Here is a 24,200-nt window from a genome sequence, read left to right on the forward strand (position 1 = left end):
CCGCGATATGATCAACCACTTATCGTGGGAGCGCTCCCAGTGATTGGATGTCGGTCCCCCCGACGGAGCCCCCGATGGAGGTCGCAGGATGGTGGCAAGGGGACGTACGCGTACGGGCCGGAGCCGGCCCACCCTCGAAGAGGTGGCGGCGCACGCGGGCGTGGGCCGGGGCACCGTCTCGCGCGTCGTCAACAACTCGCCACGGGTACGGGAGTCCACCAGGCAGGCCGTCGAACGGGCCATCGCCGAACTGGGCTACATACCCAACCGGGCGGCCCGCGCGCTCGCCGCGAACCGTACCGACGCGGTGGCCCTGGTGATCCCGGAGACCGAGAAGCGGTTCTTCGCCGAGCCGTACTTCTCCGACGTGCTCCACGGTGTCGGCACCGGCCTGGCCGACACCGAGATGCAGTTGCTGCTCACGCTCGTACGCACCGAGAACGAGCGCCGGCGCTTCCTCCAGTACGCGCGCGCCGGCCGCGTCGACGGCGTGCTGCTGGTGTCCGTGCACGGCAGCGACCCGCTGCCGGATCTGCTCGCCGAGATGGACCTGCCGACGGTGCTCAGCGGCCGTCGTTCGGCCGACGAGCCGGTGAGTTACGTCGACTCCGACAATGTCGGCGGCGCCCGCTCTGCCGTACGGCACCTCGCGGAGACCGGGCGGCGGCGGATCGCAACGGTCACCGGGCCGCTCGACATGTACGTGGCGCGGTGCCGGCTCGGCGGGTATCAGGAGGCCGTGGCCGCCGCCGGGGGTGACGCGGATCCCTCGTGGACCGCGCACGGTGACTTCACCGAGGAGAGCGGACGGCGGGCGATGACGGAGCTGCTGGCCCGCCACCCGGATCTGGACGCGGTGTTCGCCGCGTCCGACGTGATGGCGGCGGGCGCCCTGCACTCGCTGCGGGCGGCGGGGCGGCGGGTGCCCGAGGACGTGGCCGTCGTCGGCTTCGACGACTCCCCCATCGCCGCCCACACCGATCCGCAGCTCACCTCCGTGCGGCAGCCGGTGGAGGAGATGGGGCGGGCGATGGCGCGGGTGCTGCTGGAGGGGATCGACGATCCCGGCGCGCCGGCGCAACACGTCGTACTGCCGACGGAGTTGGTGCGGCGCGCGTCGTCCTGAGACCGTGGCCGTCGTTCGGCGTCAGCGTGAAGTCAGGTCAGGCGCCGTCGACTTGAGGTAGGTCGCGACCCAGACCAGCGGCGCGTTCCAGTTGATGGTGTTCTCCTTCGAGCCCCAGGCGCTCGGCGCCGTGCCGGGCCCCGCCTAGGACTTGGCGGCGGGGCGGCCGGTGGGGGTGACCGGGTCGTTGACGAGGGCGCTGTTCGGGCCGCCGGAGAGCCAGCCCTTCGGGTACGGGGTCGCGGGGTACAGCCCCCAGGCCAGCCGGTCGTGCAGATCGGTCTCCCGGTGGGCGCCGTAGCGGAGCCCCACGGGTAGGCCTCGGCGCCCGAGATGAGCGCCGGACACCCCTCGCCCCGCTGGGTCTTGACGAGCGTGTCGGCGACGGTACGCAGAGTCGTACGCATCCGGGCCAGGTCGGCGGCGGGGAGGCCGTTGGGCACGGCGAGCAGCGAGAGGGTGCCGGCGGCGGCGACCCGGCCCCAGTCGACGGGGGCGATCTCGCCGTAGTGCGCGGAGCGGGTGAGGGCGGAGCGGTAGGTCCTGGCGGTGCGGTCGGCGCGCTGCTCGGCGGTGAGGTAGAGCTCGGCCGCCGCCGCGTAACGGTCGTCGCTGTTCTGGGTGTCGGGGTAGTCGCCGCGGCCCTCGGCGTCGGCCCAGGATCCCGCCACATCGAGGCGCTGCTCCTTGCCGCTCCTGGAGTCCTTGCCGCACCAGTTCTTGTAGCAGGGTGCGGAGTTGTCGCCGGGGTGCAGGGCGGTGTGCGCGTGCGCGGCGTGCTGGAGGTGCTCGGCCTTGACGGGGGTGCCCATGCGATGGAAGTAGAAGTACTGCATGGCCTGTCGGCCGAGGTCCGGGTAGAGCGGCTTACGCGTGACGGTGAACGGCACGCTCGTACCGGCGCCGGTGACCGTGAGCCGGCGGATCCCCTCGCCGGTGGCCCCTGAGAAGTCGGCCTGGTGGACATGGTCGCCGGACGCCTTGTCGGCGCCGCGGAGACCATAACGGACTATTCCCAATAAAATATGCCAGAGACTCTGGTGGCTCCCGCTCTTCACCCACCTGCGGCTGTTCGGAGTGGAGCGGCTCGCTCGAAAGAGGTGTGCACACGGTCCGTACGGCCGTCCGGGGACGGCGGGCGCCGGGCGCCCGGGGGCGTCAGGCGACGGAGCCGATACGGCCGGCGGGTGCCCGGCTCCGGTCGTGGTGGATCGGGGTGTGGGCGCCGGTCAGTGAGACGCCGGTGCCGCCGCGCCGGTTCGCGACGATCTCCGCCGCGATCGACAGCGCGGTCTCCTCCGGCGTGTGCGCGCCGAGGTCCAGGCCGATGGGGCTGCGCAGCCTCGCCAGCTCCAGTTCGGTGACGCCGACGGCGCGCAGCCGCTCGTTGCGGTCCAGGTGGGTGCGCCGGGAGCCCATGGCGCCGACGTAGGCGACGGGCAGTCCGAGGGCGAGTTCCAGCAGGGGGATGTCGAACTTGGCGTCATGGGTGAGGACACAGAGCACCGTACGGCCGTCGGTCTCCGTCGACTCCAGATAGCGGTGCGGCCAGTCCACGACGATCTCGTCGGCGTCCGGGAAGCGGGCCCGGGTGGCGAAGACGGGGCGGGCGTCACACACCGTGACGTGGTACCCGAGGAACTTCCCCACCCTGACCAGGGCGGACGCGAAGTCGATCGCGCCGAAGACGATCATGCGCGGGGCGGGCACGCTCGACTCGACGAGCAGCGTCAGCGGCCGTCCGCAGCGCGAGCCGTCCTCGCCGATCGTGACGGTGCCGGTGCGGCCCGCGTCCAGCTGGGCGCGGGCCTGGTCGGCGGCGGTGCGGTCCAGCTCAGGGTGGCCGCCGAGCGTCCCCTCGTACGCTCCCCCGGGGCGTACGAGGAGCGCGCGGCCCCGCAGGTCGGCGGGCCCGTCGGTGACCCGTGCGACCGCCGCCGCCTCGCCTCGGGCTGCGGCGGCGAGCGCGGCCCGCAGCACCTCCCCGCCGGGAGAGTCCGCGCGTACCGGTGTGACGAGGATGTCGATGACGCCGCCGCAGGTCAGGCCGACGGCGAAGGCGTCCTGGTCGCTGTAGCCGAAGGTCTCCAGGACGCTCTCGCCGCTCTCCAGGGCCTCCACGCACAGCTCGTAGACCGCGCCCTCCACACATCCGCCGGAGACCGAGCCGATCGCCGTGCCCGCGCTGTCCACGGCGAGGGCGGCGCCCGGCTGCCGGGGCGCGCTGCCGCCGACGGCCACCACGGTGGCCACGGCGAAGTCACGTCCCTGCCCGACCCACCGGTCCAGTTCTTCGGCGATGTCCAGCATGTCGGCCTCCTTCGTTCTCAGTATCGGACGCGGGGAGCGGCGCGGCGCGTCAGCCCACGCCGAGCCAGCCCTCGATCGGGTGGAGGGCGAAGAAGACGAGGAAGATCACGGTCAGCCCCCACATGAAGGCGCCGATCTCCCGGACCTTGCCCTGGGCGGTCTTGATGGCGGCGTAGGAGATGACTCCGGCGGCGACCCCGGCGGTGATCTGGTAGGTGAACGGCATGATCACCACGGTCAGGAAGACCGGGACGGCGACCGCGCGGTCGCTCCAGTCCACGTGCTTGGCGTTCTGCATCATCATCGCGCCGATGACCACCAGGGCCGCCGCCGCGACCTCGCCGGGGACGATCTGGGTGATCGGGCTGAAGAAGAGGCACGCGGCGAAGAAGAGGCCGGTGACGACGGAGGCGAAGCCCGTACGTGCGCCCTCGCCGACGCCGGTCGCGGACTCCACGAACACGGTCTGGCCGGAGCCGCCCGCGACGCCGCCGATCACACCGCCCGCTCCGTCGATGAACAGCGCCTTTGACAGGCCCGGCATCCGGCCCTTCTCGTCGGCGAGCTTCGCCTCCGTACCGACGCCGATGATGGTGGCCATCGCGTCGAAGAAGCCGGCGAGCACGAGCGTGAAGACGATCATGCCGACCGTCATGGCGCCGACCTCGCCCCACCCGCCGAACTCGATGTCGCCGAAGAGCGAGAAGTCCGGCATGGAGACGGCGCCGCCGGTCAGTTCGGGCGGCCCGCTCGCCCACGCCTTGGCGCCGATGACACCGGCGGCGTTCAGTACGGCGGCGACGGCCGTGCCGACGACGATGCCGATCAGGATCGCGCCGGGCACCTCGCGGGCCTGGAGCATGAAGATCAGGAGGAGCGTGAGGGCGAAGATCAGCACGGGCCAGCCGGCCAGTTCACCGGCCGGGCCCAGGGTGACGGGTCCGCCGCCCTGCGAGGCGTGCACGAAGCCCGCCTTGACGAGGCCGATCAGCGCGATGAAGGTGCCGATGCCCATCGTGATCGCGTGCTTGAGGGCGAGCGGGATGGCGTTCATGATCATCTCGCGCAGGCCGGTGACGACCAGCAGCATGATGACGACCCCGTACATCACGCACATGCCCATGGCCTGCGGCCATGTCATGTTGGGCGCGACCTGGGTGGAGATGACGCCCGAGACGGAGAGCCCGGCGGCGAGGGCCAGCGGCACCTTGCCGACGAAACCCATCAACAGCGTGGTGACGGCCGCCGCGACGGCGGTGGCGGTGATCAGCGCGGGCTGGCCGAGCACATTGCCCGCGACGTCCTTCCCGCCCAGGATCAGCGGGTTGAGCAGCAGGATGTACGCCATGGCCATGAAGGTCGTGACGCCGCCGCGCACTTCACGCGCGACGGTTGAACCCCGCTGGGATATATGGAAATACCGGTCGAGCCAGGACCTTCCGGCCGGGGGACGCGAGCCGGGGCCGGCGTCATCGGCGGTGGTCCTGGGCTGTACGGACTGCTGGGTCATGGTGCCTGCTCCCAAGGTTCACAGGGGCACCCGCGTGAAGACTCCAGATGCGGGATGTGGGATGGTGCGTCGGCTGCACGACCCGGGGGACGGCCCGAGGCGAACTGGGTTTTCCTGTGGCGGTGCCGTGTGTCAGGTGCCGGTGAGATGCTCCGGCCTGACCGGCGTCCTGTTCAGCTCCAGCCCCGTCGCGTCGCGGATCGCCGCGAGTACGGCGGGGGTCGACGACAGGGTCGGTGCCTCGCCGACGCCACGCAGCCCGTACGGCGCGTGCTCGTCGGCCAGTTCGAGCACGTCGACGGGGATGGTCGGCGTGTCGAGGATGGTGGGGATCAGATAGTCCGTGAAGGACGGGTTGCGGACCTTGGCGGTCTTCGGGTCGACGATGATCTCCTCCATGACGGCCACGCCCAGGCCCTGGGTGGTGCCGCCCTGGATCTGGCCGAGGACCGACAGCGGGTTGAGCGCCTTGCCGACGTCCTGGGCCACGGCCAGCTCGATCACCTTGACCAGGCCCAGCTCCGTGTCCACCTCGACCACCGCGCGGTGCGCGGCGAACGAGTACTGGACATGGCCGTCGCCCTGCCCCGTACGCAGGTCGAAGGGCTCGGTGGGGCGGTGGCGCCATTCGAGTTCGAGGTCGACCGACTCGCCCTCCAGGACATCGGCCAGATCGGCCAGGACCTCGCCGCCGTCGGTGACGACCTTGCCGCTTTCGAGCAGCAGCTCGGCCGTGGCCCAAGCGGGGTGGTACGTACCGAACTTGGCGCGGCCGATCTCCAGGACCCGCTCGCGGACGTGCTCGCAGGTGTTCTTGACCGCGCCGCCCGTGACATATGTCTGACGGGACGCGGAGGTCGAACCGGCGGACCCCACACGGGTGTCGGCCGGCTGGATCGTCACCTGTGCGACGCCCAGCTCCGTGCGGGCGATCTGCGCGTGGACGGTGACGCCGCCCTGGCCGACCTCCGCCATCGCGGTGTGCACGGTGACGACCGGCTCGCCGCCCACGACCTCCATCCGTACCCGGGCGGTGGAGTAGTCGTCGAAGCCCTCGGAGAAGCCGACGTTCTTGATGCCGACCGCGTAGCCCACACCCCGTACGACGCCTTCGCCGTGCGTGGTGTTGGAGAGACCGCCGGGCAGCGCCCGTACGTCGGCCGCCTCGCCCGCCGTCAGCCACTGGCGCTCCGGCGGCATGGGACGCGCCTTGACGCGGCGCAGCAACTCGGCGACGGGGGCGGGCGAGTCGACGCGCTGGCCGGTGGGCAGGAGTGTGCCCTGCTCCATGGCGTTGAGCCGGCGGAACTCCACCGGGTCCATGTCGAGCCGGGCGGCGAGCTTGTCCATCTGCGCCTCGTAGGCGAAGCACGCCTGTACGGCTCCGAAGCCGCGCATCGCGCCGCAGGGCGGGTTGTTGGTGTAGAGCGCCAGTGCCTCGATGTCCACGTCGTCGACGACGTAGGGGCCGACGGAGAGGGACGAGGCGTTCCCGACGACGGCGGGGGACGCGGAGGCGTACGCGCCGCCGTCCAGCACGATCCGGCACTTCATGTGCGTGAGCTTGCCGTCCTTGGTGGCCCCGTGCTCGTACCAGAGCTTCGCCGGGTGCCGGTGCACATGTCCGAAGAAGGACTCGAAGCGGTTGTAGACGATCTTGACGGGTTTGCCGGTGCGCAGCGCGAGCAGACAGGCGTGGATCTGCATCGACAGGTCCTCGCGGCCCCCGAAGGCGCCGCCGACGCCGGAGAGCGTCATCCGGACCTTGTCCTCGGGCAGACCGAGGACGGGCGCGATCTGGCGCAGGTCCGAGTGGAGCCACTGCGTGGCGACGTACAGATCGACGCCGCCGTCCTCGCCCGGCACGGCGAGGCCGGACTCCGGGCCGAGGAACGCCTGGTCCTGCATGCCGAAGACGTACTCGCCGGAGACGATCACATCCGCGCGCCCGGCCGCCGCGTCGGCGTCGCCGCGCACGATGGGCTGGCGGTGCACGATGTTCGGGTGCGGTACGTGGCCGGCGTGGTGGTCGTCGCGGTTCTCGTGGATCAGCGGGGCGCCGTCGGCGGTGGCGGACGCCTCGTCGGTGACGACGGGCAGCTCCGCGTAGTCGATCCGGATCTTGGCGGCGGCGCGGCGCGCGGTCTCGGGGTGGTCGGCGGCGACGAGCGCGACGGGCTCCCCGTGGTGGCGGACCTTGCCGTGGGCGAGTACGGGGGTGTCCTGGAACTCCAGGCCGTACCGCTTCACCCCGGTCGGCAGGTCGTCGTGGGTAAGGACGGCGTACACGCCGGGGGTGGCCAGCGCCTCGGCGGTGTCGATCGAGCGGATCTCGGCGTGCGCGACGGTGCTGCGCAGGGTGTGGCCCCAGAGCATGTCCTCGTGCCACATGTCGGAGGAGTACGCGAACTCGCCGGTGACCTTCAGGGTGCCGTCGGGGCGGAGCGTGGACTCACCGATGCCGCCCCTGGTCGGGGTGCCCTGCGTGATGTCGGTGGGTGTACCGGTGGTTGCCATGGTCAGACCGCCTCGGACTGCCGGGCGGCCGCGAGGCGGACCGCGTCGAGGATCTTCTCGTAGCCGGTGCAGCGGCAGAGGTTGCCGGAGAGCGCCTCGCGGATGTCCGCGTCGGACGGCGAGGGGTTGCGCTCCAGCATCTCGTCGGCGGCGATCAGCAGTCCGGGGGTGCAGAAGCCGCACTGCACGGCGCCGGCGTCGATGAACGCCTCCTGGATGGGCGAGAGTTGGGCGGAGTCGGCGCCCGGGTGCGCATCGGCGCGGTGCTTCGCGTAGTCGGCCAGGCCCTCGACGGTGACCACGTCGCGGCCCTCGGCCTGCCCGGCGGCGACGAGGCACGCACAGACCGGCACACCGTCGAGGCGGACCGTACAGGAGCCGCATTCGCCCTGTTCGCAGGCGTTCTTCGAGCCGGGCAGGCCCATGCGCTCACGCAGGACGTACAGCAGGGACTCGCCCTCCCAGACGTCGTCGGCCTCCTGGGGACGGCCGTTGACCGTGAAGTTCACACGCATCGTTACGCAGCTCCTTCCAGCGTGGTGCCGGTGGCCCGGTACTGCTCCCAGGTCCAGCCGAGCGTGCGGCGGGCCATGATGCCCACCGCGTGGCGGCGGTACTTCGCGGTGCCGCGCACGTCGTCGATCGGGTTGCACGCGCCGGACACGAGGCCGGCGAACTGCTTGGCGACCGACGGGGTGATGACCTTGCCGTTCTCCCAGAAACCGCCCTCCTCCAGCGCCGCGTTGAGGAAGTCCTCGGCGGCGCGGGCCCGCAGCGGGGTGGGCGCGGCGGAGCCGATGCCGGTCTTCACGGTGCGGGTGTCGGGGTGCAGCGCGATGCCGAACGCGCAGACGGCGATGACCATCGCGTTGCGCGTGCCGACCTTGGAGAACTGCTGCGGCCCCGACGCCTTCTTGATGAGGACGGCCCTGATCAGTTCGTCCGGGGCCAGGGTGTTGCGCTTCACGCCCGTGTAGAACTCCTCGACGGGGATGCGGCGGACACCCCGTACCGACTCCGCCTCCACCTCGGCGCCCGCCGACAGGAGCGCCGGGTGCGCGTCCCCGGCGGGTGAGGCCGCGCCGAGGTTGCCGCCGACGGATCCCCGGTTACGGATCTGGGGCGAGCCGACGGTGTGCGAGGCGAGCGCGAGGCCCGGCAGCTCGGTCCGCAGATGTTCCATGATCGTGGTGTACGGGACGGAGGCGCCCAGCCGGACGTGTTCCTCGCCGACCTCCCATTCGCTCAGTTCGCCGATACGGCCCAGGTCCATCAGGTACTCGGGCCTTCGGTGGTCGAAGTTGATCTCGACCATGACGTCGGTGCCACCCGCGATGGGGACGGCGGCGGGGTGCTCGGCCTTGGCGGCGAGCGCCTCCTCCCAGCTCGCGGGGCGAAGGAAGTCCATGAGTGACTCTCTTGTCCGGTTTGGTCGCGGATATTCACTAGCTGTTAACGCTGTGTGGCCCAAGTACACCCGCCGTGCCCCGTCCGGTGCAGTCACCGAAACCATGAAGGAGTTGCCTGGGCTGCTTCCGGGTCTTGTAGATTCGAACAAATGGCGACGCGGGGACGAGACAGATCGGCGGCGACGAGATGCGGCTGCGCGCACTGCTGGAGACCGACGCGCTGGGGCTGCGGCTGCTCGGCGGCCGGGACGAGCTCGACAGGACCGTACGGGGGGTGATGACCACCGACCTGCGGGACCCGAGCCGCTATCTGTCGGGCGGTGAGCTGGTCCTGACCGGTCTGGCCTGGCGGCGTACGCCCGGGGACTCCGAGCCTTTCGTACGGCTCCTCGTGGGCGCCGGGGTCGCGGGGCTGGCGGCCGGTGAGGCCGAGCTCGGCGCGATCCCGGACGATCTGGTCGCGGCGTGCCGGGCGCACCGGCTGCCGCTCTTCGTGGTGAACGAGTCCGTGGCGTTCGCGGCGATCACCGAGTACGTGGTGCGGCAGGTCTCCGGCGAGCGCGCCGGTGACCTGGCCGCCGTCGTCGACCGGCACCGCAGGCTGATGACGTCGGGCCCGGCCGGCGGCGGGCCCGAGGTCGTGCTGGATCTCCTCGGGACCGACCTCGATTTGCGGGCCTGGGTGCTCTCGCCCACCGGGCGGCGGATCGCGGGCGCGAGCCGGCCGCTGCCCGCCACGAAGCGCGCGGCGCTGGCGACGGAGCATCTGGCGGCGACGCGCGCGGGGCGGCGGGCGCCGCACCGGGTGGCCGTGGGCGGGACGACGTACTCGCTGTTCCCCGTACGGCGGCCGGACCGTGGCGCGGCGACGGCGCCGGGCGGCGGGGACGCGGACGTACGCGAGAGTGCCCTGTCCGACTGGCTGCTGGCCGTGGAGGCGGACGCCGGTGAGTGGGCCGCGCCCCGGCTGGATCTGCTCCAGGGCGTCACCCAGCTGATCGCGGTCGAACGGGAGCGGCGGGACGCGGCGCGTACGGTACGGCGCCGGCTGGCCCAGGAGATCGTGGAACTCGTACAGGCGGGCGCCCCGCCCGCCGAGATCGCGGCGCGGCTGAGGGTCGCGGCGCCGGTGCTGCTGCCGGGCCAGGGGGCGGCCCCGCACTGGCAGATCGTGGTGGCGCGCGTCGACTGGCGGGACGGGAACGGCGGGGAAGGCGCAGGGGGTGCGGACGGCTCGCGGGGCGCGGTCGGATCGGGGGAGGTCGCGCGGTCGCTGCTGGAGGAGATCCTTGTCGATCCGGGGGCGGCGGGCATGGAGTGCGGCGACCGGATCGCGGTGGCGCACACGGACGGCGAGGCGATCGCGCTGCTGCCGACGGCGGCCCCGGCCTCCGAAGGAGAGAACGGCGGGGACGGGGACGCGAAGCCGGAGGACGGGGGCCTTAGGGCGGACGCTCTGCTGGCCGCCGTACAGGAACCGCTGGCCGCCGGTCTGGCCGACGACGGCCGGCTGACCCTGGGCGTCAGCGCCGCCGTGCACTCGGCCGATGGCCTGCGCGGCGCGCTGGAGGAGGCCCGGCACGCCCGCAGGGTGGCCGCGGCGCGTCCCGGCCGGGTGTGCGCGGCCGGGCACCACGAACTGGCCTCGCACGTACTGCTGCTGCCGTTCGTCCCGGACGACGTACGGCGCGCGTTCACCGCGCGGCTGCTCGACCCGCTGCGGGACTACGACCGCCGCCACCGCGCCGAACTGGTCCCGACACTTGAGGCGTTCCTCGACTGCGACGGCTCCTGGACCCGCTGCGCGGCCCGGCTGCATCTGCATGTGAACACGCTGCGGTACCGGGTGGGGCGTATCGAGCAGCTGACGGGGCGCGATCTGTCCCGCCTGGAGGACAAGCTCGACTTCTTCCTGGCGCTCCGGATGAGCTGACGCCGAGCCCTGCTGTGCCGCGCCGTGCCGCGAACCGCGTCACCCGGTGCCAGGTTGACCGCTGTCACCCGTGGCGGTCACGGCGAGATCCAACTCCTTGACGTGGACAGGCCCATGGGCCGCCCGCGCGGTGAACTCCCCACCGTCCGGCGGGAGGACAACCTCGCTGGTCAACCGGGGTGGGCGCGCCGGCGAAGACCCTTCCGCGGTGCGCTCGCGGGCGGTTCGACGGGACGTCGAACGAGCCCTTGTCGACCCCTTGTTGACCAAGGCATTGTGAATTTTTTCACCTGAGCTATTGGCCCGGCGTGCCGATCCGTGCTGAGATGCGGGAGAACTCAACAGCACAAAGGCGCGCTCGGGGAGGGCAATGTGGCGGATACCGCCATGTCTGGTTCCGGATCCACTACCGGTGACGACCCACTCCAGACCGCGGTATGGCGGCTGCGCTCGCGCGGCTGTTGGACCGACGCGGCCGCCCTGCTCGCGCCCCATCCGGGGGCAGCGCCCTCGCTCCAGCGGGCGTCACTGCTGGTGGAGCGGTGCCTGTTCACCGGTGAGGGCTGGCCCGAGGCCGAGGACGCGCTCCGGGTCGCCGAGGCCACCGCGCGTGAGGACGACGAACGGGGCGGCGCGGCCAGCGAGCGCGGCCATCTCGCGTACGCGGCCACCATCCTCGGAGTGCGCGACCGCGCCGACGAGGCACGTGCCGCGCTCGGCCGGGCCGCCGCGCTGCTGGCGCCGACGGCGCTCGCCCGGCCGCTGCTGGACTTCCGGCGGGGCCTGATCGCCGAACACCTCTCGGACTCCCCGCAGTCGGCCCTGGCCGCCTACCGGCGCGCCCATGCGGGCGCCACCGCGCACGGACAGACCTTGCTGCTCTCCTTCACCTGGCGCCATCTGGCCGGACTCGCCCTGCGCGAGGGCGAGTTGGCGGAGGCGCGGCACGGCTTCGGCGAGTCCCTGCGGATCCGTGAGGAGCTGGGCTATCTCGTCGGTACGGCTCCGGCGCTCGCCGCGCTGGCCGACGCCGAACCGGAGCCGGAGGCGACGCGCCTGCGCGCGGAGGCGGGACGGCTGTTCCGGCTGCTTGACGGCGTCCCGACGTGGCTGGCGGCGCAGCTCGCGCCGAGCCCTGCGGCCTGACAGCCTGTCCGAGCCCCGCGGCTCACCGGGGCGTTGTCGGACCCGGCGCCGCCGCGTGGGGGCCTGGCCCCACGCCCGCCGGGTCCAGGTCACCCGCCGCCGGGCTCTTGCGCGCCTGCGGGCCCGCCCCGCGCAACAGCCGCTCCAGCGGGTGCTCCACCCACTGGTACGCCAGCCCCGCGACGGCCAGGCTGATCACGATCGCCAGCAGCCAGAAGCCCGCGGTGGTGGCCAGGGACTCCGTACGGCCGTAGCGGGCGAGCAGGGAGCGGATGACGATCTCGTGCACCAGGTACCAGGCGAAGGACCAGTGCCCCAGCCGTACCGCCCACGGCCCGCCAAGACCCGTACGGCTGCCCCGCAGGTCCGCCTGGGCCGCCGCGCACACGAGCAGGGCGAAGATCGGCGCGGAGAGCAACTGCGAGGCGCTGTACGGGCTGTACCAGAGACTGTCGGGAACGGCCTCGTGCCACGGCACCAGCGCCAGATGCCAGAGCACGACCAGTCCGATCGCCGCCGGCAGCCCGACCGGTGAGCTCCGGCCGCGCTTGACGGCGAGTCCGGCGGCCACACCGATCACGAACTGGAGCATGCGGGTCGGCGGGAAGTAGTCGAGCAGCCATACGCGGGTGGCGCCGGTCTCGATCAGGGCACTGGCGAACCAGACGCCGACGAGCGCGGCGCTCATCGTCGCCATCACCCAGAGGCGGCCCCGGCCGGTTCGCAGCAGCGGCAGCATCATGAGCAGCGGGAAGATCAGATAGAACCAGGCCTCGTCGCTGAGCGACCAGGCCGCCGGGTTCGCGCCCTTCTGGATGACCGTGTCGGGGGACCAGGCGTGCACCATGAGCAGCGTGGCGAGCACGGCCTTGGCGGACACCTCCTTGCCGATCGCGATCCAGACGGCGACGGAGGCCGCCGACGTCACCGCGAGCAGGGGCCAGATACGGGCGAAGCGCCGCCACAGGAAGACCTTGGCGGGCACGCGCCGGCCGTCGTAGGTCCAGGCGAGCACGAAGCCGGACAGGACGAAGAAGAAGGTGACGCCGCTGCGCCCGTACCAGGTGGCCTGGCTGAGCCCGGGGATCTCGCCGACCTGCCGGGACAGGTGGTAGAGCACCACGATCAACGCGGCCCAGAACCGCAGCCCGGTGAGGGACGGCAGCCGGTCCCGGCCGGAGAGACCTGACCGGTCGGCAGTGGTGGCTGGCTGACGAGCACTGCTGGCGCGCATGACGTCCCGTGGTGTGGGTGGTAACCGGAAGATGAAGACTGGGTGACGCTACCCGTACACGCGCGCGACGCCAAAGCGGGAACGGGCGGTCAGCCCGCGCCGCCCGTGAAGTGTTCGCGGACCAGCGTGCGCACGGCGGGCAGGTCCCCGGCGATCAGCGCGTCCAGGAGCGCGGAGTGCTCGGCCGCGTCCGCGACGAGCGCGGCCCTGATCGTCCTCGGTGCGCCGGCGAGGGGCCATTGGGCGCGGCGGTGCAGTTCGTCGGCGACCATGACGAGCTGGTGGTTGCCGGAGAGACGGAGGAGCGCGCCGTGGAAGGCGCGGTCGCGCTCCGCGTAGGCGGCGAGATCGCCGCACGCCGCCGCCTCGGTGGTCGCCTCGGCGAGCGGGCGCAGTTCCGCCCAGCGCTCGGCGGCGACGGTACGGGCCAGTCCGAGCATCACCGGGACCTCGATCAGCGCGCGTACCTCGGCCAGCTCGGCGAGGTCGCGGGCGGTGCGCTCGGCGACCCGGAAACCCCGGTTGGGCACGACCTCCACGGCACCTTCGAGTACGAGCTGCTGCATGGCCTCGCGTACGGGGGTCGCCGACACTCCGAAGCGCTCGCCGAGCGCGGGGCCGGAGTAGACCTGGCCGGGCGCCAGCTCGCCGCTGACGAGGGCGGTACGGAGCGCGGCGAGGATCTGGCCGCGTACGGAGTGACGCCGCACCGGGCGGCGCGCGGCGGGCTCGGCCGGGGGAACCGAGCCGTCCTGGCCGGTGCGGGGGGTCTCGTGCCCGTGCTCGTGTCTGTGCTCGCCGCGTGCCTGCTCAGGGACCCGCGGGGGGCCGCCGGCCCGGGTCTCGCCCGGCGACGACGCCCGTTCCCGGGGCGCGGAGGGCCTGGCCGCGTCGTCGCGCGCTCTGCTCCGCTCCACGGCGACTCCTCCTCCATCCGGCCCGGCTCGCGCATCAGGGGTCCCCGGAGCACCATAGGCGGACGGGGGAACAGTTCACACATCCATCGTGTCGGGTAAGGTAAGCCTCACCTTCAGACGAGCGCGATTCGGTGGTTCCAAGGATGTCTGTGCCCGCTCTGCTGCCCGGTCACCTCTCACCGGTCGCCGACGCCTACCGGCGTCTGACCGAGGTGTTCCCCTCCCTGGGTATCGACGAGCTCACCGCCGGCGAACGGCCCGCGGCCGACGAGGGCTGGGTCGGCGCCACCGATCTCGCGGCGGGCGGCCCCGCCGTCGACGCCTTCCTCGCCTGGGACGACGCGCAGGTGGTGCGCGACTACGGACAGCGGGCCCGCCCCGATGTCGTCGCGACCTTCGGACTGCACCGGTACGCCTGGCCCGCCTGCCTGTTGATCACCGTGCCGTGGTTCGTGAGCCGCCGGGTGCCGAGGGTGCCGGTGGAGAACGTCGCCTTCCAGCGGACGCGGAGCCGGATGGCCGTCCGCGTGGACGAGTTCGCCTGTCTGCCCGGTGACCCGGCCGCCGAACTGCCGGGCGCCCGGGTCGTGGCGGACGAGGAGGCGCTGCGCGCCGAGGTGCGCGACGCGGTGGCCGAGCATCTCGGCCCGGTGCTGGCCGCGTTCGGGCCGCGCATGCGGCGGCGCGACCGTGCCCTGTGGGGCATGGCGACCGACGAGATCGTCGAGGGCCTCTGGTACGTCTCGCATCTGCTCGGCGAGGAGCGTCGGGCGATGTCGGAGCTGGAACTTCTGCTGCCGGGCACGACGAAGCCGTACGTCGGTACGGCGGGCTTCCGTGAACTGCCGGTCCCCGGCGGCGAGTCGCTGCCGACCAGGGACCGGGCGAGCTGCTGCCTCTTCTACACGCTTCGGCCCGAGGACACATGCGTGACCTGTCCGCGTACCTGTGACTCCGAGCGCGTCCGCCGGCTGAGCGCGAACAGCAACTGATCGCTCCCGCGTGGTTCGCCGGGCCATGCCACCCGTTCGGGTGGCTTAGTATCGAACGCAACTCGCGCTCCACAGGCATCCGTTCGAGCAGATCGCCCCTATTCGCGCGCCCTCGCGCCTCGTTGGCGTTCTCTTGTCCCGAAACCCCCTGAGCGCGGTCACGGTTCGGCCAATATGGCGCCCGAACCGCCCCACTGCGATGCAAGGGACACCGCATGCGACTGACCGACATATCCAACTGGCTGCTTCCGGGCGTCGTGATGCTCGTCGGAGTCCTGGTGGCGGTGGCAATGGTCACGCGCGGCAAGCGCGCCGGCGTCAAGACCGCGACCGAGGACTCCTGGGAACGCAGCGAGGAGCGCCGCAGACGGAAGGAAGCGGTGTACGGCACCGCCTCCTACGTACTGCTGTTCTGCTGCGCGGCCGTGGCCGCCGCGCTCTCCTTCCACGGGCTCGTCGGCTTCGGCCGGCAAAACCTCAACCTCACGGGCGGCTGGGAGTATCTCGTCCCCTTCGGTCTCGACGGGGCGGCGATGTTCTGCTCCGTACTGGCCGTGCGCGAGGCCAGCCACGGTGACGCGGCTCTCGGCTCGCGGCTGCTGGTGTGGACGTTCGCCGGTGCGGCGGCCTGGTTCAACTGGGTGCACGCGCCGCGCGGTCTGGGCCACGACGGAGCGCCGCAGTTCTTCGCGGGCATGTCGCTCTCGGCCGCCGTGCTCTTCGACCGGGCGCTGAAGCAGACCCGCCGCGCCGCGCTGCGCGAACAGGGCCTGGTACCACGTCCGTTGCCGCAGATCCGGATCGTCCGGTGGCTGCGGGCGCCCCGCGAGACCTTCGGCGCCTGGTCGCTGATGCTGCTCGAAGGCGTACGCACGCTGGACGAGGCGGTCGACGAGGTACGTGAGGACCGCAGGCAGAAGGAGCAGAACAAGCACCGGCGGCGTGAGCAGGAGAAGCTGGGCCGGGCCAGGATCAAGGCGCTCAACCGGCAGCACCGGGCCTGGGGACGCGGCCGTGGCCGACAGGTCGAACTGCCGGCGGCCGCGGCCGTACCGGCCGTCGGCGGCTCTTCGAGCTCGCCGCCCGCCGTGGGTCCCGCCGCGCCGGAGCCTGTCATACCCGGTCTCCGCGAACCGGACCCGTTCCCCGTACCCTCCCGGCCCTCGCTTCAAGCGGTGAAGGGTTCGGAGGGCCGCACGGTCGACCTGACCGCCGAGGACGACACGATGGCGCTGCCGAGGCTCGACTCCCTGGAGCGCAAGCTCAAGGACCTTGAGCAGCAGTTCGGCTGAGCGTCTTCCTCGGGAACGACACCGTGGGTGCGCACACGACCGGCGTGACGGAGGGCCGTCGCGCCGGTCGGTCGTACGGGCGCCGCAGAAGGCGCCTCAGGCGGCCACCGCCGCCTCACCGTCCAGCTCGAACCAGACCATCTTGCCCAGCCCCTGCGCCCGCACGCCCCACGCGTCGGCCAGCCCCTCCACCAGGACCAGCCCCCGCCCGTGCGTCCCGTCGTCCACGTCGGGCTCGTTGGGCGTCGGCGGCGCGTCTGCGAAGTCCCGCACCTCCACCCGTAGCCGCGAATCCGCGACAGTGGCCTTGACGACCGCTCCGTGGTCGGTGTGCACCAGCGCGTTGGTGACCAGTTCGCTCGTCAGCAGCTCGGCCACCTCGGCCGATTCGCGCTCCTGCCAGTGGCTCAGCAGCTCGCGCAGCGCGTGTCTGACCTCGGGCACCGCCGTGAGGTCGGCGCCCTCCACTCTTCTGAGCAACTGTTTGCGCAGCAGTCGCGCCTGCTCCCCCGTGCCTTTCATGTCCCCCATCCCCCCATGCCGCTGCTGTCTTGGCGAGCTTCCCCTCGTGAACGCTCTCCCCGAGATGCATGCCCCGCACACCACCGGCCACGCATGACGATCCGGGACGGTGTCACGGCGAGTGCCCGGTGCTCCTCCTGGGAAGTGAGGGGTTGCGAGATCCGCCGGACACCTGGAGTCTGCCGTTCCAGAAGGCTGAGCCGTAGAACTGAGGAGCCTTGATGCACGACGACCGCACCCTGGTGGAGGGCCGTCTGGAGCGCGCCCTGCGCCAGTTCATCCGCCCCGCGCAGTACGCGGCCAGGACGCCGCTGGCCCTCTCCGTCTGGGAGGTGCCGGGCGAGCCGGTGCCCGTGGGGCAGGCTCTCCAGGGGACGTACACGCCGTTCGAGACGGGTACGCCGTGGGGACCGCCCTGGTCGACCAGTTGGTTCCGGCTGGAGGGAATCGTCCCCGACGAGTACGCGGGGCTGCGCGTGGAGGTCGTGGTCGACCCCGGCTTCACCGGCGAGGGACCCGGCTTCCAGGCCGAGGGGATGGTGTACGACGCGGCCGGGGTGCCCATCAAGGGGGTGCACCCGCGGAACCGGCACGTCCCCGTCGGCGACCCGGCCGCGGGCGGCGAGGCGATCCATCTGCTCCTCGAAGCGGCGGCGAACCCGTCGATGCCGGGCGACTTCATGCCCTCGGCGCTCGGAGACGTGCGGACGGCCGGTGACAGCCCGCTGTACACCTTCGCCGCCGCCGACATCGCCGTGCTGGACGAGAACGTGTGGCATCTGGTGCTCGACATCGAGGTGCTGTCCGAGCTGATGGCGGAGCTGCCCGCCGACCGGTCGCGGCGGCACGAGATCCTGCGCGCCCTGGAGAACATGCTGGACGCGCTCGACCTGCACGACGTGGCGGGCACGGCGACGGCGGCCCGCGCCGAGCTGGCCGGGGTCCTCTCCCGCCCCGCCTCGCCCAGCGCGCACCGCGTCTCGGCGGCCGGGCACGCGCACATCGACTCGGCCTGGCTGTGGCCGCTGCGCGAGACCGTGCGGAAGGCGTCGCGCACGTTCGCCAATGTCACCGCGCTCGCCGGGGAGTACCCGGAGCTGGTCTTCGCCTGTTCGCAGGCCCAGCAGTACGCGTGGGTCAAGGAGCACCAGCCGCACATCTGGGAGCGGATCAAGAAGGCCGTGGCGGACGGCAACTGGTCGCCGGTGGGCTCGATGTGGGTGGAGTCGGACGCCAACATGCCGGGCGGTGAGGCGCTGGCCCGGCAGCTCGTGCACGGGACGCGCTTCTTCCGGGAGGAGCTGGGGGTCGAGACGGAGGAGATCTGGCTGCCGGACTCCTTCGGCTACACGGCCGCTTTCCCCCAACTGGCCAAGCTGGCGGGCGTGAAGTGGTTCCTCACCCAGAAGCTGTCGTGGAACCAGACCAACAAGATGCCGCACCACACCTTCTGGTGGGAGGGCATCGACGGCAGCCGGGTCTTCACGCACTTCCCGCCGGTCGACACCTACAACGCGCAGTTCCACGCGTCCGAACTGGCCCACGCCGAGCGGAACTTCGCCGACAAGGGCCGGGCCTCGCGCTCGCTGGTCCCGTTCGGCTGGGGCGACGGCGGCGGTGGTCCCACCCGCGAGATGCTGGAGAAGGCGCGCCGGCTGAAGTCCCTGGAGGGCTCGCCGCGCGTCGACATCGAGAAGCCCGCCGCGTTCTTCGCCGCCGCCGAGCGGGAGTACGGGGAGAAGGCCCCGGTCTGGTCGGGCGAGCTCTATCTGGAGCTGCACCGGGCCACGTACACGACGCAGGCGAAGACCAAGCAGGGCAACCGCCGCAGTGAACACCTCCTGCGGGAGGCCGAGTTGTGGGCGACGGCCGCCGCGCTGCGGACCGCGTCGTACGCGTATCCGTACGAGGAGCTGGACCGGCTGTGGAAGACGGTGCTGCTGCACCAGTTCCACGACATCCTGCCGGGGTCGTCCATCGCGTGGGTGCACCGGGAGGCCAGGGACACCTACGCCCGGGTCCGCGAGGAGCTGACGGAGATCACGGCGGCGGCCGTCGCGGCGCTCGGCGGAGGCGGCAAGGCGGTGCTCAACACCTCGCCGTACGAGCGGACGGAGATCATCGAGGCCGACACCGCCGACATCCCGGAGGGCGCCGCGGCGCAGGCGCTGAACGGCGAGGGGCGCGAGGCTGTCGCGGTGCGGGTGCCCGCGCTGGGCGCGACGGGACTGGCCGCCGCCGAGCCGGCGGGGGCGGCCCCGGACGTGACGACACGCTCCGCGGGCTCGGACGTGATCACTCTGGACAACGGACTGCTGCGGGTCACCGTCGACCGCGACGGCCTGCTCACCTCCGTGACCGATCTGACGGCCGACCGTGAGGTCCTGGCGCCGGGCAGCCGCGGCAATCTGCTCCAGCTGCACCCGGACCACCCCAACCAGTGGGACGCCTGGGACATCGACCGGCACTACCGCCGCAGGCACACCGACCTCACGGCGGCCGAGTCGGTGCAGCTGGTCGAGCAGGGCCCGCTGCGGGCGACGGTCCGGGTGGTGCGTACGTTCGGCGCGTCGTGGATCGTCCAGGAGATCCGGCTCGCGGCCGGCAGCAGGCGTGTGGACGTCGTCACCGAGGTCGACTGGCAGGAGTCGGAGAAGGTGCTCAAGGCGGCCTTCCCGCTGGACGTGCAGGCCGAACGGTCCACCGCCGAGATCCAGTTCGGGCATGTGCACCGCGCCACGCACGCCAACACCAGCTGGGACGCGGCCCGGTTCGAGATCTGCGCGCACCGCTGGCTGCGGGTCGCCGAGCCGGGCTACGGCGTGGCGGTGGTCAACGACTCGACGTACGGCCACGACGTGACCCGTACCGCGCACCACGAGGGGGTGGGGACGACCGTACGGCTGACGCTGCTGCGGGCGCCGCACAGCCCCGACCCGGAGACGGACCTGGGGACGCACAGGTTCAGCTACGCGTTGGTGCCCGGCGCCGAGGTGACCGACGCGGTCCGGGAAGGTCTGGCGCTCAATCTGCCGCTGCGGGTCGCCGTCGCGCCGCCGACCGCGCCGCTGGTGGCGGTCGACCACCCGGCGGTCACGGTGGAGTCGGTGAAGCTCGCCGAGGACCGGAGCGGCGATGTGGTCGTACGGCTCTACGAGTCGGCCGGGAACCGCGCGTCGGCGATGCTGCGGACCGGCTTCCCCGTCGTACAGGCCCATGTCACGGACCTGTTGGAGCGTCCGCTGCACGAGGCGGGGACGGGTGCGGACGGTCTGCGGGTCGCCCTGCGGCCGTTCCAGATCCTGACGCTGCGGTTCACGCCCGCGTAAGGACTCGCGCCCGTGTAAGGACGCGAGGGGTCAGGGCCGCGGCACGTTGCGCAGGTTGGAGCGTGCCATCTGCACCATGCGGCCCACCCCTCCGTCCAGCACGATCTTGCCGGCGGAGAGCGCGAAGCCCTGCACCATGTCCGCGCTGATCTTCGGGGGGATGGACAGGGCGTTCGGGTCGGTGACGACGTCCACCAGGGCCGGGCCCTTGTGCTTGAAGGCGTCCTTGAGCGCGCCCGCGAGCTGCCTGGGCTTCTCGACCCGGACGCCGAACGCCCCGGCGGCGCGGGCCATGGCGGCGAAGTCGGGGTTGTGGTTCGTGGTGCCGTACGACGGCAGGCCGGCCACCAGCATCTCCAGTTCGACCATGCCGAGTGAGGAGTTGTCGAACAGGACGATCTTCACGGGCAGTTGGTACTGGACGAGGGTGAGGAAGTCGCCCATCAGCATCGCGAACCCGCCGTCGCCGGACATGGAGACGACCTGGCGCTCCCGGTCCACGAACTGCGCGCCGATGGCCTGCACCATGGCGTTGGCCATCGACCCGTGGCTGAACGAACCGATCACACGGCGGCGGCCGTTGGGCGAGAGATAGCGGGCGGCCCAGACGTTGCACATGCCGGTGTCGACGGTGAACACGGCGTCGTCGTCGGCGACTTCGTCGAGCACGGACGCGACGTACTCGGGGTGGATCGGGACGTGCTTGTCGACCTTGCGGGTGTACGCCTTGACGACGCCTTCGAGTGCGTCGGCGTGCTTCCTGAGCATCTTGTCCAGGAAGCGGCGGTCGTTCTTCACCCGGACCCGTGGCGTCAGACAGCGCAGCGTCTCGCGTACGTCGCCCCAGACGGCGAGGTCCAACTGGGAGCGGCGGCCGAGGCGTTCGGGCCTGACGTCGACCTGGACGATCTTGACGTCGGTACCATCGGGCAGGAAGGCGTTGTACGGGAAGTCGGTGCCGAGCAGGATGAGCAGATCGCACTCGTGGGTGGCTTCGTAGGCGGCGCCGTAACCGAGCAGACCGCTCATGCCGACGTCGAACTTGTTGTCGTACTGGATCCACTCCTTGCCGCGCAGGGCGTGGCCGATCGGGGACTTGATCCGCTCCGCGAACTCCATCACCTCGGCGTGCGCCCCGGCCGTGCCGCTGCCGCAGAAGAGCGTGACGCGGTCCGCGTCGTCGATCATGTCGACCAGCTTGTCGATCTCCAGGTCGCCGGGGCGCGCCGTCGGCCGGGAGGTGACGATGGCGTGCTCGATCGCTTTCGTCGGGGCCGGCCGGGAGGCGATGTCGCCGGGCAGGGTCACCACGCTGACACCGCCCCGGCCGACCGCGTGCTGAATGGCCGTCTGGACCAGCCGGGGCATCTGCTGCGGGTTGGTGATCATCTCGTTGTAGTGGCTGCACTCGTCGAACAGCCGCTCGGGATGGGTCTCCTGGAAGTAGCCGAGGCCGATCTCGCCGGTGGGGATGTGCGAGGCGAGCGCGAGGACAGGGGCCATGGAACGGTGCGCGTCGTACAGGCCGTTGATCAGGTGCAGATTGCCGGGGCCGCAGGAGCCCGCGCAGGCGGCGAGCCTGCCGGTGAGCTGGGCCTCGGCGCCGGCCGCGAAGGCCGCCGCCTCCTCGTGCCTGACCTGCACCCAGTCGATGGCCGCGTTGCGCCGGATGGCGTCGACGACGGGGTTGAGGCTGTCGCCGACGACTCCGTACATCCGCCGCACGCCCGCGCGGGCGAGGATGCCGACGAACTGCTCCGCCACGTTCTGCCTGGCCATGGAAGCGCGCCCTTCTGCCGGGGTCCGGGGCCGGGGCCGACCGGTCTCGGCCCCGGGCCCCTCCGGTACCCGCTGTCCATCAACCCACGCCCCGCGCCGTTACGCCTCCCAGACCGCCACGGCCGTACGGTCGTCGGCGTAACCCTTCACCCGCACCCCGACGTCCGCGAGGAACGCGGCGAGTCCCGGCGGCTCTCCGGAGGCCCAGCGGGCGGCCAGTTCGTCGCCCAGGCCCGGTTCACCGCGCAGCGGCTCCGCGAGGCCGACACTGGTCAGCAGGAGCGTGTCGGCCGGACGGGCCACCGAGGCGCGGAAGCGGAACGGCTCCGGCGGGGGTGGCACGGGTGCCTCCACGACCGGGCCTGGCGGCTTGGTGATCTCCAGGTCCATCGTGAGGCGGTCGCCGTCCGGGGACTGTTCGGCGAGGGCGTCGGCGGGCGCGGAGCCGAAGCCGAGGACCGGTGCGCCCGTGATGTCGGCGGGCTCGGGGAGCAGCGGCTCCAGGTCCTGCCAGGCGCCGTCCCTGAGCCGGAAGAGCCCGCCGCCGCCGACGCCGAAGAAGACGCGGGTGCGGCAGTCGGGGTCGGCGGAGAGCAGCAGACAGCGAAGGCTCGCGGTGTACTCGTCCGGCTCGCGGCCCAACTCGCCCGCGCGGGCGCGCAGTTTGCCATAGGTGCGGTCGGTGAGCCGGTGCAGACCCGACTTCAGGTCGCCCCGGCGGCCGGCCCTTATGTCCTCGGCGAGCCGGCTGTGGCTGCGGCCGACGGCGCCGCCGATCCACCGGCACGCGTCCGCGGCGGCCAGATGTGCGCCCTCGGTGGCGCGGGCGCCGGTGGCGACGGCGACCAGGACGAGGGCGCTCGGGCCGACGCCGAAGCGGGCGGTGAGCAGGGCGTCTCTGCGGGGCTCGCCCCTATAGCGCGCCGAGTCTCCGCGCATGGAGGCGGCGCGGAGTGTGTACGTGCCGTACCGGGCGCCGTCGAGCACGGTGTCGGCGACGAGTTGGCCGAGCTCGTCGGCCCGGCTGGCGGGCAGCGCGGTGGGCTCGGCGTCGTAGGTGGGCGGGCTGTCGCCGACATGGCCCGAGCGGGCGGCGGGAGCGGGAGCGGGCGCCTGCGGGGGCTCGTGGGCGGCGCGCGGGTCGCGGGGCGGGGGCGTGTCGGCGGCCGGGGCGGGAGGCTTCGGCGCGGCGGGTGCGGGCGCGGGGGGCGCGGGCGCGGGCTTGGCCGGCGGTTCGGGTTCAGGGGCCGACGGGGGCGGCGGATCGACGGCGCCCGGCAGCGGGCGGGCGTCGCTGGGGCTGAACGCCGGTGGCGGCGGCTCCCACGGCGCCCGCTGCCGGGGCGCGCGAGGCGGCGGCGGCGCGACGGGCGCCGGTGCGGGCGGCGGGGGCGCGAGCGGGACGTCCGCCACCGTGGGCCGCGGCGGGGGCGGGGGCTCGGGCGCCTGGATCACCGGGTAGGCGCCGCGCGCCTCCCACCAGGCCAGGGGCCGTGAGACGGGACCGCCGCTCAGGGCCCCCACGTCCTCGTCCTCGTCACCCGGATCTTCTTCGTCGGCGACGTCGATCGCGTCGACGGCCTGTCCGTACCGCCCGCCGAGCGTGTCCGCAGCCGAGTCGAAACGGTCGTCGATCGTGTCGTCCCGCGTCTCGGCGGGACCGGTGTCGGGTGCGGACTCGTCGTACAGCCGGCCCCACCAGTCGTCGGCGGTGGCGGGCCGGTCCCCCTGCTGGCTCATGCTCCTATTGTCGACCGCACAGGGCGTCAGAAAACGGGACACCGGGAAAAATAAGAGGCCGGGCGCGATCACACCGGAGCCCCGTCGGCCCAAGTCCGCCGGGCGACCCCACCCCCCACGGGAAGGACGCCCGGCGGACGTTCGGCAGGCCGGCGCGCACCAGGTGCGCCGACCAGGATTCGGGGCCGGAAACCGACCGTACGACGATCCGTACGCCGATTCGAATCGTAGCGACTCGTCGGGGTTCGACGGGAACGTCCGGGTAATCAGCTTATCCGGCATACGAAGGCCGGCCCACCCACCCCGTACCGGGGCATATCCCTGGGGTCTGTGGATCCGGCAATGTCGCCACATTGGCAGAGTGGCGCGTGATGCGGGGATGATGTGCGCGGCGGGTTTACGCCGTGGCCGGTATCCGCCATCGGTGGCCGGGTTTGAGCGCCG

Annotated in this window: 17 protein-coding genes; 6 read left to right on the forward strand and 11 right to left on the reverse strand. The window is 72.3% G+C overall.

Going from position 1 to position 24,200, the window contains the following annotated elements; genetic code table 11:
• Positions 1-88 precede the first annotated feature (88 nt).
• Positions 89-1,126: a LacI family DNA-binding transcriptional regulator gene (locus tag OIE74_RS07170; RefSeq protein WP_329379585.1), complete on the forward strand. Its 1,038-nt coding sequence runs from the start codon at positions 89-91 to the stop codon at positions 1,124-1,126.
• A gap of 32 nt (positions 1,127-1,158) precedes the next feature.
• Here OIE74_RS07170 and OIE74_RS07175 read toward each other — a convergent pair whose 3' ends face one another.
• The 6 genes from OIE74_RS07175 to OIE74_RS07200 form a co-directional block, all read right to left on the reverse strand.
• Positions 1,159-2,184: a hypothetical protein gene (locus OIE74_RS07175; RefSeq protein ID WP_329379588.1), complete on the reverse strand. Its 1,026-nt coding sequence runs from the start codon at positions 2,182-2,184 to the stop codon at positions 1,159-1,161.
• A 100-nt stretch (positions 2,185-2,284) separates the two neighbouring features.
• Complete coding sequence (locus OIE74_RS07180; protein ID WP_329379591.1) at positions 2,285-3,436, reverse strand: XdhC/CoxI family protein; 1,152 nt, start codon at positions 3,434-3,436, stop codon at positions 2,285-2,287.
• Positions 3,437-3,485: 49 nt separating this feature from the next.
• Entirely contained in the window at positions 3,486-4,946 is a 1,461-nt protein-coding gene (locus OIE74_RS07185) for an NCS2 family permease (RefSeq protein WP_329379594.1), read from the reverse strand.
• A gap of 132 nt (positions 4,947-5,078) precedes the next feature.
• Complete coding sequence (locus OIE74_RS07190) at positions 5,079-7,463, reverse strand: xanthine dehydrogenase family protein molybdopterin-binding subunit (RefSeq protein ID WP_329379597.1); 2,385 nt, start codon at positions 7,461-7,463, stop codon at positions 5,079-5,081.
• A 2-nt stretch (positions 7,464-7,465) separates the two neighbouring features.
• Positions 7,466-7,978, reverse strand: coding sequence for a (2Fe-2S)-binding protein (locus OIE74_RS07195; protein ID WP_329379600.1), 513 nt, complete (start codon positions 7,976-7,978; stop codon positions 7,466-7,468).
• 2 nt (positions 7,979-7,980) lie between these two features.
• Positions 7,981-8,871 (reverse strand): FAD binding domain-containing protein, encoded by an 891-nt coding sequence (locus tag OIE74_RS07200; protein WP_329379603.1) that lies wholly within the window; start codon positions 8,869-8,871, stop codon positions 7,981-7,983.
• 188 nt (positions 8,872-9,059) lie between these two features.
• Here OIE74_RS07200 and OIE74_RS07205 point away from each other — a divergent pair, with 188 nt between their 5' ends.
• Together OIE74_RS07205 and OIE74_RS07210 are read left to right on the forward strand one after the other, a co-directional pair.
• Positions 9,060-10,805, forward strand: coding sequence for a PucR family transcriptional regulator (locus tag OIE74_RS07205; RefSeq protein ID WP_329379606.1), 1,746 nt, complete (start codon positions 9,060-9,062; stop codon positions 10,803-10,805).
• A 387-nt stretch (positions 10,806-11,192) separates the two neighbouring features.
• Positions 11,193-11,951, forward strand: a complete 759-nt coding sequence (locus tag OIE74_RS07210; protein ID WP_329379610.1) for a hypothetical protein — start codon at positions 11,193-11,195, stop codon at positions 11,949-11,951.
• Between the two features lie 22 nt (positions 11,952-11,973).
• Here OIE74_RS07210 and OIE74_RS07215 read toward each other — a convergent pair whose 3' ends face one another.
• Both OIE74_RS07215 and OIE74_RS07220 read right to left on the reverse strand, forming a co-directional pair.
• On the reverse strand, positions 11,974-13,185 hold the full coding sequence (locus OIE74_RS07215) for an acyltransferase family protein (protein ID WP_329379613.1): 1,212 nt from the start codon (positions 13,183-13,185) through the stop codon (positions 11,974-11,976).
• Between the two features lie 89 nt (positions 13,186-13,274).
• Positions 13,275-14,102 carry a GntR family transcriptional regulator gene (locus OIE74_RS07220; RefSeq protein ID WP_329379616.1) on the reverse strand — a complete coding sequence of 276 codons (828 nt, stop codon included), beginning with the start codon at positions 14,100-14,102 and terminating at the stop codon, positions 13,275-13,277.
• Positions 14,103-14,245: 143 nt separating this feature from the next.
• Here OIE74_RS07220 and OIE74_RS07225 point away from each other — a divergent pair, with 143 nt between their 5' ends.
• Together OIE74_RS07225 and OIE74_RS07230 are read left to right on the forward strand one after the other, a co-directional pair.
• Positions 14,246-15,094, forward strand: a complete 849-nt coding sequence (locus OIE74_RS07225) for a (2Fe-2S)-binding protein (RefSeq protein WP_329379619.1) — start codon at positions 14,246-14,248, stop codon at positions 15,092-15,094.
• Between the two features lie 215 nt (positions 15,095-15,309).
• Positions 15,310-16,386, forward strand: coding sequence for a DUF2637 domain-containing protein (locus OIE74_RS07230; RefSeq protein ID WP_329379622.1), 1,077 nt, complete (start codon positions 15,310-15,312; stop codon positions 16,384-16,386).
• A gap of 96 nt (positions 16,387-16,482) precedes the next feature.
• On the opposite strand, the gene OIE74_RS07235 is transcribed toward OIE74_RS07230, so the two are convergent.
• On the reverse strand, positions 16,483-16,908 hold the full coding sequence (locus tag OIE74_RS07235) for an ATP-binding protein (protein WP_443076046.1): 426 nt from the start codon (positions 16,906-16,908) through the stop codon (positions 16,483-16,485).
• Between the two features lie 221 nt (positions 16,909-17,129).
• Between OIE74_RS07235 and OIE74_RS07240 the strand changes: the two genes are divergently transcribed.
• A complete protein-coding gene (locus OIE74_RS07240; protein WP_329379627.1) occupies positions 17,130-20,237 on the forward strand; it encodes an alpha-mannosidase in 3,108 nt (1,035 codons plus the stop codon).
• Between the two features lie 30 nt (positions 20,238-20,267).
• Here the strand turns inward: OIE74_RS07240 and OIE74_RS07245 are convergent, their stop codons facing one another.
• Positions 20,268-22,016, reverse strand: coding sequence for a pyruvate dehydrogenase (locus tag OIE74_RS07245; protein WP_329379630.1), 1,749 nt, complete (start codon positions 22,014-22,016; stop codon positions 20,268-20,270).
• A gap of 99 nt (positions 22,017-22,115) precedes the next feature.
• Entirely contained in the window at positions 22,116-23,756 is a 1,641-nt protein-coding gene (locus OIE74_RS07250) for a protein phosphatase 2C domain-containing protein (protein ID WP_329379633.1), read from the reverse strand.
• Positions 23,757-24,200 lie beyond the last annotated feature (444 nt).

The sequence above is a fragment of the Streptomyces sp. NBC_01716 genome (assembly GCF_036248275.1).
In the GTDB taxonomy this organism is placed as follows: domain Bacteria; phylum Actinomycetota; class Actinomycetes; order Streptomycetales; family Streptomycetaceae; genus Streptomyces.

What these genes read in the sequence shown, in the direction of transcription:
- OIE74_RS07170 (WP_329379585.1), top strand. Translation starts at nt 89, where the DNA reads ATGGTGGCAAGGGGACGTACGCGTACGGGCCGGAGCCGGCCCACCCTC.
- OIE74_RS07180 (WP_329379591.1), bottom strand. Translation starts at nt 3,436, where the DNA reads ATGCTGGACATCGCCGAAGAACTGGACCGGTGGGTCGGGCAGGGACGT.
- OIE74_RS07185 (WP_329379594.1), bottom strand. Translation starts at nt 4,946, where the DNA reads ATGACCCAGCAGTCCGTACAGCCCAGGACCACCGCCGATGACGCCGGC.
- OIE74_RS07190 (WP_329379597.1), bottom strand. Translation starts at nt 7,463, where the DNA reads ATGGCAACCACCGGTACACCCACCGACATCACGCAGGGCACCCCGACC.
- OIE74_RS07195 (WP_329379600.1), bottom strand. Translation starts at nt 7,978, where the DNA reads ATGCGTGTGAACTTCACGGTCAACGGCCGTCCCCAGGAGGCCGACGAC.
- OIE74_RS07200 (WP_329379603.1), bottom strand. Translation starts at nt 8,871, where the DNA reads ATGGACTTCCTTCGCCCCGCGAGCTGGGAGGAGGCGCTCGCCGCCAAG.
- OIE74_RS07205 (WP_329379606.1), top strand. Translation starts at nt 9,060, where the DNA reads ATGCGGCTGCGCGCACTGCTGGAGACCGACGCGCTGGGGCTGCGGCTG.
- OIE74_RS07210 (WP_329379610.1), top strand. Translation starts at nt 11,193, where the DNA reads ATGTCTGGTTCCGGATCCACTACCGGTGACGACCCACTCCAGACCGCG.
- OIE74_RS07215 (WP_329379613.1), bottom strand. Translation starts at nt 13,185, where the DNA reads ATGCGCGCCAGCAGTGCTCGTCAGCCAGCCACCACTGCCGACCGGTCA.
- OIE74_RS07225 (WP_329379619.1), top strand. Translation starts at nt 14,246, where the DNA reads ATGTCTGTGCCCGCTCTGCTGCCCGGTCACCTCTCACCGGTCGCCGAC.
- OIE74_RS07230 (WP_329379622.1), top strand. Translation starts at nt 15,310, where the DNA reads ATGCGACTGACCGACATATCCAACTGGCTGCTTCCGGGCGTCGTGATG.
- OIE74_RS07235 (WP_443076046.1), bottom strand. Translation starts at nt 16,908, where the DNA reads ATGAAAGGCACGGGGGAGCAGGCGCGACTGCTGCGCAAACAGTTGCTC.
- OIE74_RS07240 (WP_329379627.1), top strand. Translation starts at nt 17,130, where the DNA reads ATGCACGACGACCGCACCCTGGTGGAGGGCCGTCTGGAGCGCGCCCTG.
- OIE74_RS07245 (WP_329379630.1), bottom strand. Translation starts at nt 22,016, where the DNA reads ATGGCCAGGCAGAACGTGGCGGAGCAGTTCGTCGGCATCCTCGCCCGC.
- OIE74_RS07250 (WP_329379633.1), bottom strand. Translation starts at nt 23,756, where the DNA reads ATGAGCCAGCAGGGGGACCGGCCCGCCACCGCCGACGACTGGTGGGGC.